Source organism: Phreatobacter sp. (genome assembly GCF_030691135.1).
GTDB lineage: Bacteria > Pseudomonadota > Alphaproteobacteria > Rhizobiales > Phreatobacteraceae > Phreatobacter.
In genome coordinates this window covers 1-17,462 of the sequence record NZ_JAUYFA010000065.1, presented here as the reverse complement: position 1 = coordinate 17,462, position 17,462 = coordinate 1, and the positions used below count along the sequence as shown (strand labels likewise).

Here is a 17,462-nt window from a genome sequence, read left to right as displayed (position 1 = left end):
GGCTCGGCCGATGTCGACAATGACGGCTATCGCGACGTCATCGTCCAGAATACGGCGAACGGAACCACCTACTACGCTGACATGAACAACGGCGCCTTCGCCGGATGGGGCACGGTGAGCGGCGCGCTCGGCACCCAGTGGGTCGCCGTGGCGTGAGGCCACACCGGAACTGATGGGCCCGCAGACCGGCGCCGCGCGCCGGCAACAGGCCGCCCACCGCCGCAGGTCCCGGCCATGGCCGCGTGCCGACCGACAGCCGGCATCGCCACCTGCGCCGGGTCGCGATGCCGCAACGCATCATCACGTTTGCTGCTGCGCAGCCCTGGGAATGTGTCTATGGTTTCCCTTGGGTTAATGGCGGACAGGGCACGGGACACATCACCATGGCGACCTGGACAGGAGCGATCAACAGCAATTGGTCCAACGCCGGCAACTGGTCCGGCGGCATCCTGCCGAGCCCCACGGAAGGCGCCGCCATCAGCGCGGGCAATGTCACGGTCGACACGACCGGGCTGACGGCGTCGCTGGTCTCGGTGTTCATCAACAAGACAGTTGATGTCGGCGCCGGCGGCGGACTGACCGTCGGTGGCGTTTTCGAAATCTTCAATGGCAGCAGCCTCGTCGCGCGCAATGGCGGATCGGTGTCTGCCAACAGCTACAATGTCGCGGGCAATCTCATCGTCGGCGGGGCCGGGGCGGCGGAGGCCAGCGGCACGGTCACAGGCGCGGTCAACCTGAGCGCAGCGAGCGGCAAGCTGACGTTCAACACCACCAATGCGCTGTTTCTCTCCCAGGTGATCAGCGGGGCCGGTTCCGTCGAGCAGAAGGGCCCGGCCACGACCATCACGCTCACGGGCGCCAACACCTATTCCGGCGCAACGACGATCAGCGCCGGCACGCTGGAAGTCCAGAATGGCAATGCGATTGGCAACAGCAGCGCGGTGACGGTGTTTTCGGGTGGCCGGTTGGTTGTCACCGCCTCTGAGACAATCGGCTCGCTGGCCGGCCCCGGCTCTGTCCTGCTGGCCAACAACAGCACGCTGACGACCGGCGGCAACAATGCAACGACAGACTTCGGTGGGACAATCTCCGAAACGGGCGGCATTGGCAACCTGACCAAGATCGGCACCGGCACGCTCGTTCTCCACACTGGCAACACCTACAGCGGCACCACGACCGTCAGCGTCGGCGTGCTGCAGATTGAGGAAGACAGCGCGCTCGGCACCACCGCTGGCGGCACCACGGTCACGGGCGGCGCGGCGCTGCAATTGATCGCGAGCAGTATCGCCGACCCCATCGGAGAAGCGCTGACGCTGAATGGCACGGGCATCAGCAATGGCGGCGCGCTGCGCAACCTCAGCGGCACTCACACCTGGACCGGCGGCATCACGCTCGGCTCCGAGACGCGAATCAATTCGGATACCTTCACGCTGAGCTTGAACGGCGGCATCACCGGCACAAACCAGAACCTCATCCTTGGCGCCGGTATCAATAGCACTATCGCGGTGAATTCCGCCATCACCACCGGTTCAGGCACGCTCACCAAGGATGGCACCGGAACGGTCATTCTCGGCGGCGTCAACACCTACACCGGCACCACGACCGTCAATGACGGTGACCTTTTTCTCCGAAATGGCAATGCCATCGCCGATACCAGCGCGGTTATTGTCAATGCAGCGGGCATGCTTCGACACCTGGAGGCTGAAACGATCGGCTCGCTCGCCGGGAGTGGGCGCGTTCTCGTAGCCAGCAACGCTAGCCTCACGACCGGCGCAGACAACACGAGCACGACCTTTTCCGGTGTGATCGAATCGTTTGGCGGCGGTTTTGAAAAAACCGGCACCGGCACATTCACGCTGTCCGGCGTGAACACCTATAATGCCATCACCAGAATCAACAACGGCACGCTGGCGCTGGCAGGGGCCGGTTCCATTGCCAATTCGTTCGAACTGCGGCTGATGGCGCCCGGCGCGATCTTCGACATCAGCGCCATCAGCGGCGGGGTCGCCTCGATCAGGGATATCAGTTTTCTGGGCGCCGGCACGATCAACCTCGGCAGCAAGTCGCTGCTCGTCACCCATGCCAACGGCGACTTTGGCACCGGCACGATCAATGGCGGCGCCGGGGCCAATGCGCTCACTGTCACGATGGACGCCGCCGCGACCGGCGTCTCGCTGGCGGGGCTCGCCTTCACCACCTGGACCGATGGCACCGACACGATCGCCATCACCGGCAACGGGCTGGCCAACACCATCTTCGGCTCCACGCGGGCCGACAGCATCACCGCCGGCGCCGGCAATGACACGATCCTCGGCGGCGGCGGCAATGACATCATCACCGGCGGCGCCGACAGTGACGGGATCGACGGCGGCAGCGGCGCGGACACGGCGCTGTTCTCGGGCGCCCGGGCCAATTATTTCGTCCGCTCCTTCGTCTCGAACGGGCAGACCTTCACGCAGGTGTCGGCGGCATCCGGCACGGACGGGGTGGACACGCTGGTCAGTATCGAGGTTCTCGGCTTCAACAATGGCGCCCAGGCCTTTGGCCTTGCCGGCATCCAGCAGAACCTCGTGTCCAACATGGACGGTTCGTTCTTCGATGACGTGCTGTTCCAGAACAGCGCCACCGGTCAGGTCGCCTATGTCAACATGAATGCCGGAGCGGCCGGCGGCTTTACCAATCTGCTGTCGACGCTCCCCGCGGGATGGCGGCTCGTCGGCAGCGACGACTTCACCGGTGACGGGCGCGCCGACACGCTCATCCAGGACACCAATACCGGGTCGATCTACACGGTGAACATCGCCTCCGGCGCGCCGGTCTGGGGCGTCGTGAACGTCAATCTCACGGCCTCCTACCGAGCAATCGCCTCCGGCGACGTCACCCGCGACGGCACGACCGACGTGCTGGTGCGCGACAATACCACCGGCATCAACTATATTGCCGACATGGAGGCCGGCGGCACCTTCGGCGGCTGGGTCCTCGGGACCAGTCTCGGCATCGGCTGGCGCACCATAGGCCTCGGCGACTTCAACCGCGACGGCGCCTCCGACGTTCTGGTGCAGGACATCGGCAGTGGCACGACCTATTACCGCGACATCGCCAACGGCCAGTGGGGCACGGTCTCCGGAGCCATCGGCGCGCAATGGGTGGCGCGCGAGGCCGCCGATCTCAACGGCGACGGCTATGCCGACGTCGTCTTCCGCAACACCAGCACGTCCGACATCTGGTGGGTCGACATGCTCGGCGGCACCAATGCCGGGTTCAACGTCATCGCCAACGGCCTCGCGGGATGGGATGTCCGCGGCTCGGCCGATGTCGACAATGACGGCTATCGTGACGTCATCGTCCAGAACCTCGCCGACGGCACGACCTACTTCGCCGACATGAACAACGGCACCTTCGGCGGCTTCGGCACGGTCTCAGGCGCGCTCGGTACGCAATGGCTGGCGGTGGCGTGACCGGGCGGACGTCACTCCCCTACCTACAAGGCGCCCCCGCACGCCGCCGCACCATCCGGTTCGCCTCAGCGGGTGATGCGCACGTTCTGCAGCGACAGGGCGATCGCCTTGAAGGCGTCGTTGAGGCCCTGACTATCGCGGGCGTCGAAATAGTGCGCCGGTGACGAGGCGCAGTTGCGCATGGCGGTGATCGCCGTAGCGGCGGTGATGTCGAAGGCGACGGTGAAGATCTCGATCTTCTGCGACTTGGCATAGGTGCAGATGTCGTTCATGTCGTCGTAGGTCTGTTTCAGCTGCGCCGCCTGTGCCGTGGCGTTGCCGTTGGGGGTGAGGTGCCGGCCGTCGGAAGCCTGGAAGCGCAGCGTGTTCTCGCCATCCGTCATCAGCACCATGACCTTGCGCGGGCGGCGGTTGGTCGGGTCATAGGCGGCGCCCTCGGAGAAGGGGGCGGTGGGCGAGAGGACGTTGACGCCCCAGATGAGCCCCGCCGGGATATAGGTGGAGGGCCGGTAACCGCCGATGTTCACCACCATGCCGCGGATCGCCGAGGTCACGGTGGACTGGTTCGAGGTGAGCGGCACGATCGGGTTGAGGCAGTTCTGGCTGGTGGCGAGATAGCCCGGATAGCGCTCGGAGGGCGTGGTGTCGTTGAGGCGCAGGTTCGCCGTGCGGCGCGAGCCGACGCAGCCGTACCAGCGGAACCACGTCGTGTTGCCACCAGAGCAGGTCTCATAGGGGGGCACGGTCTGCGTCGTGCAGGTCGGGGTCGTGCAGGTCTGAGGCGTGCAGTCATAGCTCTCGGTCACGCCATCGACGACACGGGTGCAGGTCCGCGGGGCTCCGCGGGTGCAGGTGCGCGGGGTGCAGGTCTGGCGGGTGGTATGGGTGGTGCAGGTGCGCGGGGTCGTGGTGCTGTAGTCCGCCGGCACGTCGACCCAGCCGGAATTGCGGTTGTTCACGCCGACATTGACATAGTCGGCATAGGGCACGACGCCGATCTTCACATCGGCATTCGGGTCCTGGCGCAGCTGGACGACAAGGTTCTCGGCCGCTGTCTTCAAAGCCGTGAGCTTGTTGCCGGACATCGACCAGGTGTTGTCCAGCACGAGCACGAGTTCGGTCGTGCCGTTGAGGCCGCGAATGGCTTTCGCCTCGGCCTGGTAGTCGAGACGGCTGATGCCGGCGAGGGCCATGAAGGTCGTGTCGATCGTGCCGGTGATCTTCAGGGTCACTTCGCGCTGGTCCGCCAGATAGCGGAATTCGGTGATCCGCGAGCCGTCCGCATTGCCCCCGCGCAGGTTCGCGTTCGCCTGTGCGTCCGCCAGCAGCCTCAGGCCGGCTTCAGCGTCCAGCCTCGATGAAGCGGCTGCCAGAGCCGCGGCGTCGGCGGCCGCCTGGGCCGCAGTGCGGGCCGAAGAGAGTCGCGAGAAATCGATGCCCGCGCCGATGACGATCATGACCGGCACGATGCAGATGGCGAAGAGCACCGCGACCACGCCGGATGTGTCATGGCCCGCGCGGCCGAAGAAGGCTGCCAGGTGATTGCGCAGGGTGTGGACGGTCATGGGGATCTCGCGGCGGTTCCTCTATGGAGCCCCATCACTACAGAATGGCCTTGAACAATCCCCTAAAGGAAACATTGGAACGACATGAACAGTTGCGGTGGTAAACGAAAACCCGGTGAACTCGGGCCGTGGTTCCGAGACTAGGGGAATCCTTGCACGCCTGTCGTGCCGGCAGAGGGCCGTCACCCTACGGCTGACGTCCACTGCGGCCACGTCGACGGAGGCCTGGAGGTCATCCGCCAATCAGGCGCCGGCCGCGTCCAGCCGCGCCATGTCCTCTGCCCCCAGCGCCAGGGACGCCGCGCGGATGAGGCTCTCCAGTTGCTCGGGCCTCGTCGCGCTGGCGATCGGCGCCGTCACCGCCGGCTTGCGCATCAGCCAGGCGACGGCCACCTCCGCCGGCCTGGCGCCCAGGGCCCCGGCGACGTCGTCCAGGACCTTCAGGATGCGGAAGCCGCGTTCGGTGAGATAGGGCCTGACGCTGCGCTCGCCGCGCGGGCTCTTCCCCAGATCGGCCTCCGACCGGTACTTGCCCGACAGGAACCCCTTGGCCAGCGAGAAATAGGTGATGACGCCGATCGTCTCGGCGCTGCACAGATCGGCCAGCGGCCCCTCGAAGGCGGCGCGGTCGTGCAGGTTGTAGAGGGGCTGCAGCACCTCGTAACGCGGCAGGCCATGGGCTCTGGCCGCGGCGAGCGAGGCCGCCAACTGCTCGGCATCGAGGTTGGAGCAGCCGATGGCCCTGACCTTGCCGGCCTTCACCAGCCTCTCGAAGGCGCCCAGCGTCTCCTCGTAGGGCGTCTTCGGATCGGGGAAATGCGACAGGTAGAGGTCGATCACATCGGTCTGCAGCCGCCTGAGCGAGGCCTCCACCGCCTCGGCGATGTAGCGCGCGGACAGACCCTCCATGCCCTCGCCCATGGGCGAGCCGACCTTGGTGATCAGCGTGATCCTGCCGCGGGTGCCGCGGGCCTTCATCCATTTGCCGATGATGGTCTCGCTCTCGCCGCCCACATGGCCGGGCGCCCAGGAAGAATAGACGTCGGCCGTGTCGATGGCGTCGAAGCCGGCATCGACGAAGCGGTCGAGCAGGGCGAAGGAGGTCGCCTCGTCGGCGGTCCAGCCGAAGACGTTGCCGCCGAAGACGAGCGGGGCGATGGACAGGCCCGTGCGGCCGAGAGGGCGTCTGGTCAGGGTCTGGCTCCGGGTCATGGCAGGCTCCTCACGGTGTTCGACGACAGGCGGCGAGATTAACCTCCCTCCGCCGTTCGGGGACAAGCCGGCCACCGGATCCTGTCAGCATGGCAGCCCCGCAGGCGGCCCGGATCAGCCTTCGCCGGGCTTTGCGGCCTTGAAAAAATACTGCCAGCTTTCGGGTGGCCGGCGGATTATCCCCGGTCTATGCCCGGTCCGGCCCCTACGGTGATCCCCATGCCCCGCCGCTCCGACACGCTCTCCCTGCAACAGGCCCGCCGCATCGCCGTCGCCGCGCAGGGCTTCGACCTCGCAGGCCTCTCCCGCCGCGAGGCCCATGCCGGCGAGCGCCGCCACCTGAAGCGCATGGCCGAGAGCCTCGGCGTGATCCAGATCGATTCGGTCAATGTGGTCGCCCGTGCCCACACCCTGCCGGGCTTCTCCCGCCTCGGTCCCTACGACACGGCCGATCTCGACGCGCTCGCCTATGCCGGCCGCCGTCGTTCGCTGTTCGAATACTGGGGCCACGAGGCCTCCTACCTGCCGGTGGCGCTCCAGCCGCTCTTTCGCTGGCGAATGGAGCGAGCCCGGCGCGGCGAGGGCATCTATACCGGGCTCGCCACCTTCGGCCGGGAGCGCGCCGTCCTCGTCGAGGCGGTGCGCCGCGAGATCGAGACCGAGGGACCGAAGGCGGCGGGAGACCTCTCCCACGACCACCGCGGGGAGGGCGGCTGGTGGGGCTGGTCGGAGGGCAAGCGCGCCGTCGAGTGGCTGTTCTGGGCCGGCATCGTCACCACCGCGACCCGCCGCGGCGCCTTCGAGCGCATCTACGACCTGACCGAACGGGTCCTGCCGCGTGCGGTGCTGGAGGCGCCGACACCGGCCGAGGCCGACGCCCGGCGCGAACTCGTCCGGCTTTCCTCCGTCGCCCTCGGCATCGCCACCGAGCGATGCCTGCGCGACTATTACCGCCTCGGCGTCGCCGACACCCGGCAGGCGGTGGCCGAGCTCGTCGACAGCGGCGACCTCGTTCCCGTCACCCTCGCCGGCTTCCGCCGCCCCGCCTATCTGGCCAGGGACGCCCGCATCCCGCGCCGTGTCGAGGCCCGCGCCCTGCTCGCCCCCTTCGATCCGCTGATCTGGCAGCGCGAGCGCACCGAGGCCCTGTTCGGCGCCCGGATCCGCCTCGAAATCTACACGCCCGCCGACAAGCGCGCCCACGGCTACTACGTCCTGCCGTTCCTGCTGGGCGACACGCTGGTCGCAAGGGTGGACCTCAAGGCCGATCGTGGCCGCTGCCGCCTCGTCGTCCAGGCCGCCCATCTCGAACAGGGCGCCGCGGCCGGCGACGTCGTCGCACCTCTGGCGGCTGAGCTCGCCCTCATGGCGCGCTGGCTGGGGCTGGAGAGCGTCGGCGTCGAGCCGCGCGGCGATCTGGCGCCGATGCTGGGAGCGGCCCTGAAAGGCTGAGGCCTGCATCGGGACAGCGCAATCCGCCCGTTGTCCGCCGGAAGACTGTCGACCCGCCCGAACGGCCGGCTTCAACCCGCCTCCCGCTTCCCCGACAATGGGCCGAGGAGCCGCGCCATGACCACCACCCGCATCCGCGACCGCATCACCGTCACCGTGGAGGGCGGCGTCGCCGACATCCGCCTCGACCGTCCCGACAAGATGAACGCGCTCGACCACGCCATGTTCGACGCGCTGATCGAGGCGGCGGCCCTCGTTTGTGATACCGGCGGCGTCCGGGCGGCCGTACTCTCCGGCGAAGGGCGCGCCTTCTGCGCCGGCCTCGACTTCGCCTCGTTCGAGGCCATGCAGGCGGGCGGCGATGCGGCGCTCTCCGATCTCACCGGCCGCACCCACGGTATCGCCAACCGGCCGCAATATGCGGCCTGGTGCTGGCGCGAGCTTCCCGTTCCGGTCATCTGCGCCCTCCACGGCGTCGCCTATGGCGGCGGCCTGCAGGTGGCGCTCGGCGCCGACCTGAGGTTTGCCACCGCCGACGCGAAGCTCTCGGTGATGGAAATCAGGTGGGGCCTCGTCCCCGACCTCGCCGGCACGCAGCTGCTGCGCCACCTCTGCCGCGACGACGTCGTCCGTGACCTCACCTATACCGGCCGGGTCGTGACCGGTGAGGAGGCTTGCCGCCTCGGCCTCGTCACCCGGATCGAGGCCGATCCGCGGGCTGCGGCGCTCGCCGCGGCGCAGGAGATCGCGGCGAAGAACCCCGACGCCATCCGTGCCGCCAAGCGGCTGCTCAATGCCGCGACGCTCGTCGGCCCCGCCGAGGGGCTGCTGATGGAATCGGTGGCGCAGCAGGCCATTCTCGGCAGCGCCAATCAGGTCGAGGCCGTGGCTGCCAATATGGAAAAGCGTCCGCCGCGCTTTTCGGACAGCCCGGTCGCATGACCTGCGTGACGGCGGGAACCCCGCCGTCGACTGAAGCGACCCCGCCGCGCCAAAAGCCGCATCCGGGCGATGCGGCGGCTGTTACGCCACCGCTTCTTTCGACTTCTCGGCGCGCTTGCGCTCGTTCGGGTCGAGATGGGTCTTGCGCACGCGGATCGACTTCGGCGTCACTTCGACCAGTTCGTCGTCCTGGATCCAGGCGAGAGCCTTTTCCAGCGTCATGCGGATCGGCGGGGTGAGGCGCACCGCTTCGTCTTTGGAGGTTGTGCGGATATTGGTGAGCTTCTTGCCCTTCAGCACGTTCACTTCGAGGTCGTTGTCGCGGTTGTGGATGCCGATGATCATGCCGCGGTAGATCTTGACGCCGGGGTCGATGATCATCGGGCCACGATCCTCGAGGTTCCACATCGCATAGGCGACGGCCTCGCCAATATCGTTGGAGATCAGCACGCCGTTGGTCCGGCTCGGAATCTCGCCCTTGTGGGGCTCATAGGCCTTGAACAGGCGGTTCATGATGGCCGTGCCGCGCGTGTCGGTGAGCAGCTCCGACTGGTAGCCGATGAGGCCGCGGGTCGGGGCGTGGAAGACGAGGCGCAGGCGGTTGCCGCCCGACGGCTTCATCTCGACCATTTCGGCGCGGCGCTCGCTCATCTTCTGCACGACGACGCCGGAATGCTCCTCGTCGACGTCGATGAGAACCTCCTCGACCGGCTCCAGCGTCTCGCCGTTCTCGCCCTTCTGGAAGACGACGCGCGGACGCGACACGGCGAGCTCGAAGCCTTCGCGGCGCATGGTCTCGATCAGGATGGCGAGCTGCAACTCGCCGCGGCCGGACACGAAGAACGTATCCTTGTCCGGGCTTTCCTCGATCTTCAGCGTGACGTTGCCCTCGGCCTCCTTGAACAGGCGGTCGCGGATCATGCGGCTGGTGACCTTGTCGCCCTCGGTGCCGGCGAGCGGGCTGTCGTTGACGATGAAGCCCATCATGACGGTCGGCGGGTCGATCGGCTGGGCCTGGATCGGGGTGTCGACGACGGGATCGCAGAACGTATCGGCGACGGAGCCCTTCGACAGACCGGCAATGGCGACGATGTCGCCGGCGATGCCCTCTTCGATCGGCTGACGCTCGATACCGCGGAACGCGAGGATCTTGGACACGCGACCGGTCTCGACCACCGTGCCGTCGCGGGAGAGAACCTTGATCGACTGGTTCGGCCTCACCGTGCCCGAGGAAATGCGTCCGGTGATCATGCGGCCGAGGAAGGGATTGGCCTCGAGGAGCGTTCCGAGCATGCGGAACGGGCCGTCGCCGATATCGGGCTCGGGCACATGACGCAGCACGACGTCGAAGAGGGGCGCGAGGCCCTGGTCCGTCGGGCCTTCCGGCTTTTCGGCCATCCAGCCTTCGCGGCCCGACCCGTAGAGGATCGGGAAGTCGAGCTGCTCGTCGCTGGCGTCCAGCGCCGCGAAGAGGTCGAAGACCTCGTTGATGACCTCGACGTGGCGGGCGTCCGGGCGGTCGATCTTGTTGATGGCGACGATCGGCCTGAGGCCGATCTTCAGCGCCTTGCCGACCACGAACTTGGTCTGCGGCATCGGCCCCTCGGCGGCGTCGACCAGAACGATGGCGCCGTCCACCATGGAGAGGATGCGCTCGACCTCGCCACCGAAATCGGCGTGGCCCGGCGTGTCGACGATGTTGATGCGCGTGTCCTTCCAGACGACCGAGGTCGCCTTGGCGAGGATGGTGATGCCGCGCTCCTTCTCGAGGTCGTTCGAGTCCATGACCCGCTCGGCGACCCGCTGGTTGTCGCGGAACGACCCGGACTGCTGCAGCAGCTTGTCGACCAGCGTGGTCTTGCCGTGGTCGACGTGGGCGATGATGGCGATGTTGCGCATAGACATGGCAGGGGCGTCCGGGTCGGGCGAATACGAAAAAGCGGGCGTCGTCGGAAAGGCGGCCCGCGTGAACTCTGTTGCGGTGCATCTATAGGAGACGGCCCTGCGGTGCAACGGAAACCGGGTACCAACCGCGGCGGCCGCCGACGTACCGTCTCTCGCAATTTGGGAGGCTCTCGCGGATTGCATGGCCCATTTGGCGAGACCGGTGGGGTGCTGCAGGGGCCTGCCGACCAGATGTCGTGCCGGAGGGTCTGTCTTGGGTCTATATGTGGTGGCGCGCGGCCATGGAACGCCTTGGCACCGCCCCTGCAAGGATGGAGATGACCCGGCATCAGGTATTGCGTCGCCGGTTCAATGGCTCGGACGGGAGGGGACCGCAATCTGCGACCCCTTGAGCGTGGTCTCCTCCCTTCCACTCGCGCCTGCCCGGCGCAGATCCCCCCGCGACGCTGTCACGCCTACGTCAAATCACGCACGACGGTTCGGTAAATTGCGGCTAGCCTTTTCGTGTCCGGCCTTTGCCAGGCCGGCCCGACAGGGGGAGTTTCGACCCATGACCGAGGAAAGCCGCGTTCCATCCCCCGTGGACGGTGCCGACGAAGAGCCGAAGGTGCTCGATCGCCGCCTCTTCTTCTTCAAGACGCTCGCCGGCGCGGCGACGCTCGTCGTTCCCGCCGCCGTCGCCACCTCTCAGCCGGCCGAAGCGCAGCGACTGCGCGTCACCGACAGCGATCCCCATGACCGCGAGGGGCGGGGTCGCGGCCGCTTCGTCCGTCGTCGTGGCACCGACAGCGATCCCTACGACGATCCGGGCCGGGGCCGCCGCACGCGTGTCATCCGTCGTCGCGTGCGCGTCACCGACAACGATCCGCGCGATCCCCGCGGCGGCGGGCGCGGCTGGTAGGCCGGGCGCGGGGGCGTCGGCACCGTGACGCTTGCAGCGGACGCATTCGAGCTGGCCTTCGGGACGATGACCGTTTCCGAAGCCTTCGCCCTGCGTGAGGGGGCGAAACCGCGGCACATGCCGGGCGGCAATGCCGGTCGCTACGCCGGCCTGCTGTCGGTCGCCGACATCGATGCCTTCCTGCGCACCGATGCGGCCCGGACGCCGCGTGTCGCCATGGCCGACAGTTCGCGCAGCGGCAGCGCCGCCGTCCCGGAGGACCTCTTCGCCGACGAGGACGGACGCGTCGATCCCGTCCACCTCTTCCAGCTCTTCGATGCCGGGGCGACGCTCGTCGTCTCGCAGTTCCACGACATGCATCCGCCGCTCGCCCGCTTCTGTCGCGGCCTCGAAAAGCTGTTCCTGCATGCGGTGCAGGCCAACATCTATCTGACGCCGCCCGGCGCCCAGGGCTTCCGCACCCATTTCGACACCCACGACGTGCTGGTCCTCCAGGTCTCGGGTGCGAAGAGATGGCGGGTCTGGGACGACGTGCTGCTGCCCCATGCGACGCGCAACACGCCATGGGACGGGGCCGTGCATCGGGCGGACCCTGCGGGCGCCCGCGACGTGCTGCTGGAGCCGGGCGACATGCTCTATGTGCCGCGCGGTGTCGCCCACGACGCCTCGGTGCAGGAGGGCAGCGAGCCCTCCCTCCACATCACGGTCGGCCTCCTCGAGCCGAGCTGGGCCGATGCGCTGAAGGCGGCCATCGACCAGATGGAACAGCAGCAGCCCGCGCTTCGGCAGTCCTTCCGCACCTGGCGCATGGCCGATGATGCGGCCCGCGCCGGGCTGGTCGCCGCAGCGCGCGGGCGGCTGGAGGCGCTGGCCACCGGCGAGGCTATGGACCTCGTCTCCATGCGCTTCCTCCAGCAACTCGGGTCCGACCGCATGGTGATGCCGGGTCGCGGCCTTGTCGCACCGAAGCCGGGGCTCGACGACAGGCTCATCCTCGCCGATTCGGTCCATCACTACGTGGTCCCGGTCGGCGCTGGTGCCGAACTGCGCTGGGCCGGCCCGGCCGAGCGGCTGGGCGCCGACGAGCTCGGCTGGATCGCACGCCTCGGCGAAGGCGCGACGCCCCGCGAACTCGGCGGCGAAGCGGCGCTCGCCTTCTGCGCGCGTCTTCTGACGCTGGGTTTGCTGGAACGGGCCTGAAAGCCCGGCGCACCGGCTTAGCGCTTCCTTAAGCACGACCGTGGCATGAAAGTCAGGTTGCATGACCCAAGGTCAAGTCGCGTGGCGAAGAGTAACCCCCTCAATCTGCACCAACCGGCCAGTACGACTATCCTGGTCGCGGACGAGCAATCGTTTTCACGCCGGATCATCCGCTCGGTGCTGACGGGCCTCGGCCGGGTGACCGAATGCCGGACCGGTTTCGATGCCGTGGAATCGGCCGAACAGCTGCGCCCGAGCCTGATCGTCCTCGGCATGAACCTGAGCGGTCTGGACGGCGTTGAGGTCACCCAGATGCTGCGCCGCGCCGATGGCGGGCTCGAGTTCACCCCGATCATCATGATCTCCGGCTATCCCACCCGCGCTTCCGTTCTCGGCGCGGTCACGGCCGGCGTGCACGAATATGTCGCGCGGCCGTTCAGCACGAAGACGTTGCGTTCCCGGGCGGAATCGGTCCTGGCGATGCCGCGCCCCTTCGTCCGCACGCGCGTCTATTTCGGTCCCGTGCCGCGCGCCAAGACCGTCCGCCGCGAAGTGCTCGGCAAGGTCGGCGAGGAGTCCTTCGCCAGCATGATCTGCGGCGTCCATCACGCGCGCGCCGATCAGGCGCATTGCCCGCTCGGCGTCAACTGCCTTTGCCAGTCCTATATCCGGCCGAGCAAGGACATCGTCGAGTTGTGACGCCCGCCGTCAGGCGACTTCGGTGGCGGCGGCCAGTTCGTCGCGCGGTGTCAGCCAGGCGACGAGCGCCGCCGGCGCCAGTGCCGGCGAGAAGAGGTAGCCCTGCATCGCCTGGCAGTTCAATCCCTGCAGGAAGCGTCGCTGCGGCTCGGTCTCGACGCCTTCGGCGACGACCGTCAGCCCGAGGCTCTGGCCGATGCGGATGACGGCGGAGGCTACCGCCCGGGCGTTCTTGTCGGTCTGCAGGTCGCGCACGAAGCTCTGGTCGAGCTTGATTTCCGCGATCGGCAGCCTGGAGACCGACGAGAGGCTGGAATAGCCGGTGCCGAAATCGTCGAGCGACAGCCGCACGCCCAGCCCGGCGACCGCCTCGACCGTGGCGATCGTTGCCGCGCACTTGTCCATCATGACGCCTTCGGTGATCTCCAGCGTCAGGGCTTCGGCTGACAGGCCCGAGGCCTCGAGGGCCGCCGCCACGAGGGCGGGCAGGTGGGGATTGCGGAAATGCAGCGGCGAGAGGTTGACCGAGACGGTCGGGATCGCGAGGCCTTGCGCCCGCCATTCCGCCAATTGCCGGCAGGCCTCGCAGAGCGCCCATTCGCCGATCGCTTCGATCAGGCCGCATTCCTCGGCCAGCGCGATGAACCGCGACGGCGGCACCTGGCCGAACACCGGATGGTTCCAGCGGGCCAGCGCCTCGACACCGTGTAGCTTGCCGTTCCCGCCGAGAATCTGCGGCTGATAGTGAAGCTGGAGGTGACCGGCACGGAGCGATTCCTTCAGGGCGTTCCCCATCACGAGGCGCTCGTGGATCTGGTCGTTCATGCCGGGGCTGTAGAAGCGGAAGGCGCCGCGACCGGCATTCTTGGCCTCGTACATGGCCGTGTCGGCGTGCTTGAGAAGCTCCTCGCGGTCGAGGCTGTCGCTGGGATAGAGACTGATGCCGATGCTGACCGAGGCCGAAAGCGCCACGCCGTCGATGTCGGCGGGCATCGCCAGCGCCTTCGCCACCCGCTCGGCGACCAGAGCCGCGCGTTCGCTGGCGCAATCTCCCAGCACGATCACGAACTCGTCGCCGCCGAGACGGCTGACCATGTCGCCCGGCCGCACCTGGCTCCTCAGGCGCTGGCCGATCTCGACGAGGAGGGCGTCGCCGGCGGAATGTCCGAGCGAGTCGTTGACGTCCTTGAAACCGTCGACGTCGAGAAAGAGGAGAGCCATGCCGGGGCTCGGTTCCACCTGTGCCTTGGCGATGCGCTCGTCGATGGCCTGCGCGAGCTGGCTGCGGTTGGGCAGGCCCGTCAGCGTGTCGAAATAGGCGAGCCGGGCGATATGGGCCTTGGCCTCGTGGCGCTCGATGGCCAGAACGCACAAATGGACGCAGGCCTCGACCAGGCGCTCGTGCCAGGCGCTGGGGCCGCGTTTTTCACTGTAGTAGAAGGCGAAAGTCCCGGCGACGCGGCCGTCCTTCAGCTTGAGCGGGCTCGACCAGCAGGCTTTCAGCCCGAGCGGCAGCGGCAACTCCTTGTAGGGTGCCCAGAGCGGATCGGTCTCGATGTCTTCGACGAGAACGGGCTCGCCGCGCCAGGCGGCGGTGCCGCAAGAGCCGACGGACGGCCCGATCGGGAGGCCGTCGAGGGCCTCGGAATAGAAGGCGGGCAGGCTCGGAGATGCGAGCGGCCGCAGGGCCTTCTGGTCGTCGACCCGAAGGACGGAGCAGATGACGCCCGGTGCGATGGTCTCCACCTCGCGGCAGATGAGGTTCGCGACCACTTCGAGGTCGTCGTCGCGCGCCACCGACTCAAGAATGCGCTGCTGCAGCACCTGGGTCTGACGGGTCTCGGTGATGTTGGAGATCACGGAGACGGCGTTGCGCAGATTGCCGTCCGCTCCGAAGACCGGATTGACCGTGGCCGCCACCCAGATTTCGCGGCCGTCCTTGTGGTAGGCGATCAGCTCCATCGCCTCGCCGCGGTCGCCGCTCGTCAGATTGCCGAGAGCCATCAGCGTCTCGGGATTGGTGTGACGTCCCGCCAGCAATTGCGGGGGATAGGCTCCGATCAGCTCCTCGCGCCCGTAGCCGAACAGCTCCATGAAGGCGCGGTTGGCATAGATCGCCCGCCGCTCGCAGTCGGTGATCAGCACGGCCCGGTCGGTCTCGTTCGCCACCAGCGACAGGAGATAGAGCTCCTCGCGGCGGTGCACTTCCTCGGTGACGTCCTTGATGAAGGCGGCGTAGTAGATGGTCTCGCGGATCCGGGTCCGTGACAGCGACAGCGAACCCCAGTTGCGCGTCCCGTCGGGGCGGTCGATGGGGACCTCCAGGGTCGCGCCGACCAACCGGGTGTCACCGCCGAGCCTGTTGCTCTCGATCTGCTCCTCGTACCTGGCGCGGACGTTGGCCGGCATGAGACTGCGGACGTTCCGGCCGAGGACCGTGTTGCGGTCGATCCCCCACAGTTGCTCGGCCGCCGCGTTGAACAGGACGACGTTGTTGCATCCGTCGATGACCACGACCGCATCGACGGCCTGTTCGATGATCGGCCCGAAAAAGCCGATATCTGAGATGCTCTCGCGCGGTGCTGTAGCCATGGCCCCGTCCCGCCCCAACGCAGCCCTCTTGCGAATCACAAATCGGAGCGCGAATTCGACAGATGGTACGAGTCAAATCGTGCCCAGGACGTAAACACGGCGCCGCCAACAGCGGGGGAGAGCGGTCTGCGCCCTGCCGCTCAGCGTGGCGTCAGGCTGGCCGGGGCGGGGGCGGCAGGCGCCTCCGGCGCCGGCTGCGCAGCCGCACGCGGCGAGGGTTCCGCCGGCGCCGTCGCTATGGCGGGCGGAGCTTCCTGCCGGGGCAGTTCGGCGGTCAGCGCCCGCACCGGATCGGCGAGCCCTGCGCCGAGCTTCGGATCGGGAATGTCGGTCTGGCGGGCGGTCGCCTGCAGCAGGCGGCGCAGCGTCGCCGGGTCGGCGTCCGGGTGCCGTTCCAGGATCAGCGCCGCGATGCCGCTCACATGGGCCGCGGCAACCGAGGTGCCGGATGAAATCTGATAGCCGCCGCGCGGCGCCGGCAGGATGATCTCGACGCCCGGCGCGGCGACGGCCACATGCTCGCCCTGGGTCGCCGCATTGAACAGCCGCCCGTCCCGGTCGGTCGCCGTCACGGCGATGACATTCGGGTCTGCGGCGGGAAAGGCGATGGGCGCGCCGGGGCCGCCGTTGCCCATGGCGGCGATCATGGCGATACGCCGGTCCGCCGCCACCTGAATGGCGCGGGCGATCATCGGGTCGCGCGGGCCGGCGAAGCTCATGTTGATGACCTTGGCGCCGTTGCGGATGGCCCAGTCCATGGCCTTGACGATGTGGAAGCTGGTGCCGGTCGAACCCTGGGTCTGACCCGGTGCGAAGGCGCGCACGGCGAAGATCTCGGCGCCCGGCGAGACGCCGAGGAGCTGGCGCTGTGCCACGATGGCGCCGGCCATGCCGGTGCCATGCTCATGGGCGCGGAACGCGCCGCCCACCGCGTCGAAGCTCTGCGTGACGCGCCCCGCAAGTTCGGGATGGGCGGCGTCGACACCGGAATCGATCACTGCGATGGCGACGCGCTGGCCGCGGGAGATCTGATGCGCCTCCGACAGGCGCAGCGCGTCGACCACATACTGGAGCCGCTGGTCGCGGCCGGCGCGCATCGCATTGGCCGATTGCAGGCGGACGCGGAATTCGGGCCGCTCGAACACATAGTTCGGCTGGATATAGGCGAAGCCCACCGCCTGCTGCATGGCACGGATGGCGGCCGGCACGGTCTGGCGGTTCGGCACCCGGTAACGGTGCATGACGGCGCCGACCACCTCCGCAATCTCGCGCTGCAGCAGCCGCAGGCCGAAGCGGCGTTCGACCTGACGGATGGCGTCGCGCGGTGCATCGGGGGCCATGATGAAGAGCACCTCGCCGGCGACGAAGCGGCGCTCGTCCGCGGCGGGCAGGCCCGGCGGCTCGCTCGCCTCGGCGGTACGGTCGTTGGCGCGGGCCTGTTCGATGATCGACAGGATCGCCGGCACCGCGATGGCCGCCGCCGCTGCGCCGAGGATCGCGTTGCGTCCGCCCCCGCCGCCGCCGAACCCGCCGCCG

The 17,462-nt window shown here is 68.1% G+C and carries 12 protein-coding genes; 7 read left to right on the top strand and 5 right to left on the bottom strand.

The window, feature by feature from the left end:
- Positions 1-156 (top strand): FG-GAP-like repeat-containing protein (locus Q8O26_RS20750; RefSeq protein ID WP_371134543.1); only part of this gene is annotated, 156 nt, incomplete at its 5' end.
- Positions 157-242: 86 nt separating this feature from the next.
- Positions 243-3,458, top strand: a complete 3,216-nt coding sequence (locus Q8O26_RS11770) for an autotransporter-associated beta strand repeat-containing protein (protein WP_305575780.1) — start codon at positions 243-245, stop codon at positions 3,456-3,458.
- 65 nt (positions 3,459-3,523) lie between these two features.
- Here Q8O26_RS11770 and Q8O26_RS11765 read toward each other — a convergent pair whose 3' ends face one another.
- Positions 3,524-5,023 (bottom strand): pilus assembly protein TadG-related protein, encoded by a 1,500-nt coding sequence (locus tag Q8O26_RS11765; RefSeq protein WP_305575779.1) that lies wholly within the window; start codon positions 5,021-5,023, stop codon positions 3,524-3,526.
- A 243-nt stretch (positions 5,024-5,266) separates the two neighbouring features.
- Entirely contained in the window at positions 5,267-6,217 is a 951-nt protein-coding gene (locus tag Q8O26_RS11760; RefSeq protein ID WP_305575784.1) for an aldo/keto reductase, read from the bottom strand.
- Positions 6,218-6,454: 237 nt separating this feature from the next.
- Between Q8O26_RS11760 and Q8O26_RS11755 the strand changes: the two genes are divergently transcribed.
- Complete coding sequence (locus Q8O26_RS11755; RefSeq protein ID WP_305575777.1) at positions 6,455-7,687, top strand: winged helix-turn-helix domain-containing protein; 1,233 nt, start codon at positions 6,455-6,457, stop codon at positions 7,685-7,687.
- Between the two features lie 132 nt (positions 7,688-7,819).
- The gene (locus Q8O26_RS11750; RefSeq protein ID WP_305575782.1) at positions 7,820-8,629 is read left to right on the top strand and encodes a crotonase/enoyl-CoA hydratase family protein; all 810 of its coding nucleotides are present in this window, start codon (positions 7,820-7,822) and stop codon (positions 8,627-8,629) included.
- A gap of 81 nt (positions 8,630-8,710) precedes the next feature.
- Here the strand turns inward: Q8O26_RS11750 and typA are convergent, their stop codons facing one another.
- Positions 8,711-10,534 (bottom strand): translational GTPase TypA, encoded by a 1,824-nt coding sequence (typA, locus tag Q8O26_RS11745; protein ID WP_305575775.1) that lies wholly within the window; start codon positions 10,532-10,534, stop codon positions 8,711-8,713.
- 550 nt (positions 10,535-11,084) lie between these two features.
- On the opposite strand from typA, the gene Q8O26_RS11740 reads away from it, so the two are divergent.
- From Q8O26_RS11740 to Q8O26_RS11730, 3 genes are all read left to right on the top strand, one after another.
- Positions 11,085-11,435: a hypothetical protein gene (locus tag Q8O26_RS11740; RefSeq protein ID WP_305575773.1), complete on the top strand. Its 351-nt coding sequence runs from the start codon at positions 11,085-11,087 to the stop codon at positions 11,433-11,435.
- 24 nt (positions 11,436-11,459) lie between these two features.
- Positions 11,460-12,635, top strand: coding sequence for a cupin domain-containing protein (locus Q8O26_RS11735; protein ID WP_305575771.1), 1,176 nt, complete (start codon positions 11,460-11,462; stop codon positions 12,633-12,635).
- Positions 12,636-12,716: 81 nt separating this feature from the next.
- Positions 12,717-13,334: a PleD family two-component system response regulator gene (locus Q8O26_RS11730; RefSeq protein ID WP_305575769.1), complete on the top strand. Its 618-nt coding sequence runs from the start codon at positions 12,717-12,719 to the stop codon at positions 13,332-13,334.
- A gap of 9 nt (positions 13,335-13,343) precedes the next feature.
- Here the strand turns inward: Q8O26_RS11730 and Q8O26_RS11725 are convergent, their stop codons facing one another.
- Both Q8O26_RS11725 and Q8O26_RS11720 read right to left on the bottom strand, forming a co-directional pair.
- Entirely contained in the window at positions 13,344-15,926 is a 2,583-nt protein-coding gene (locus Q8O26_RS11725; protein ID WP_305575767.1) for an EAL domain-containing protein, read from the bottom strand.
- Between the two features lie 140 nt (positions 15,927-16,066).
- Positions 16,067-17,462 (bottom strand): S8 family serine peptidase (locus tag Q8O26_RS11720; protein ID WP_305575765.1); only part of this gene is annotated, 1,396 nt, incomplete at its 5' end.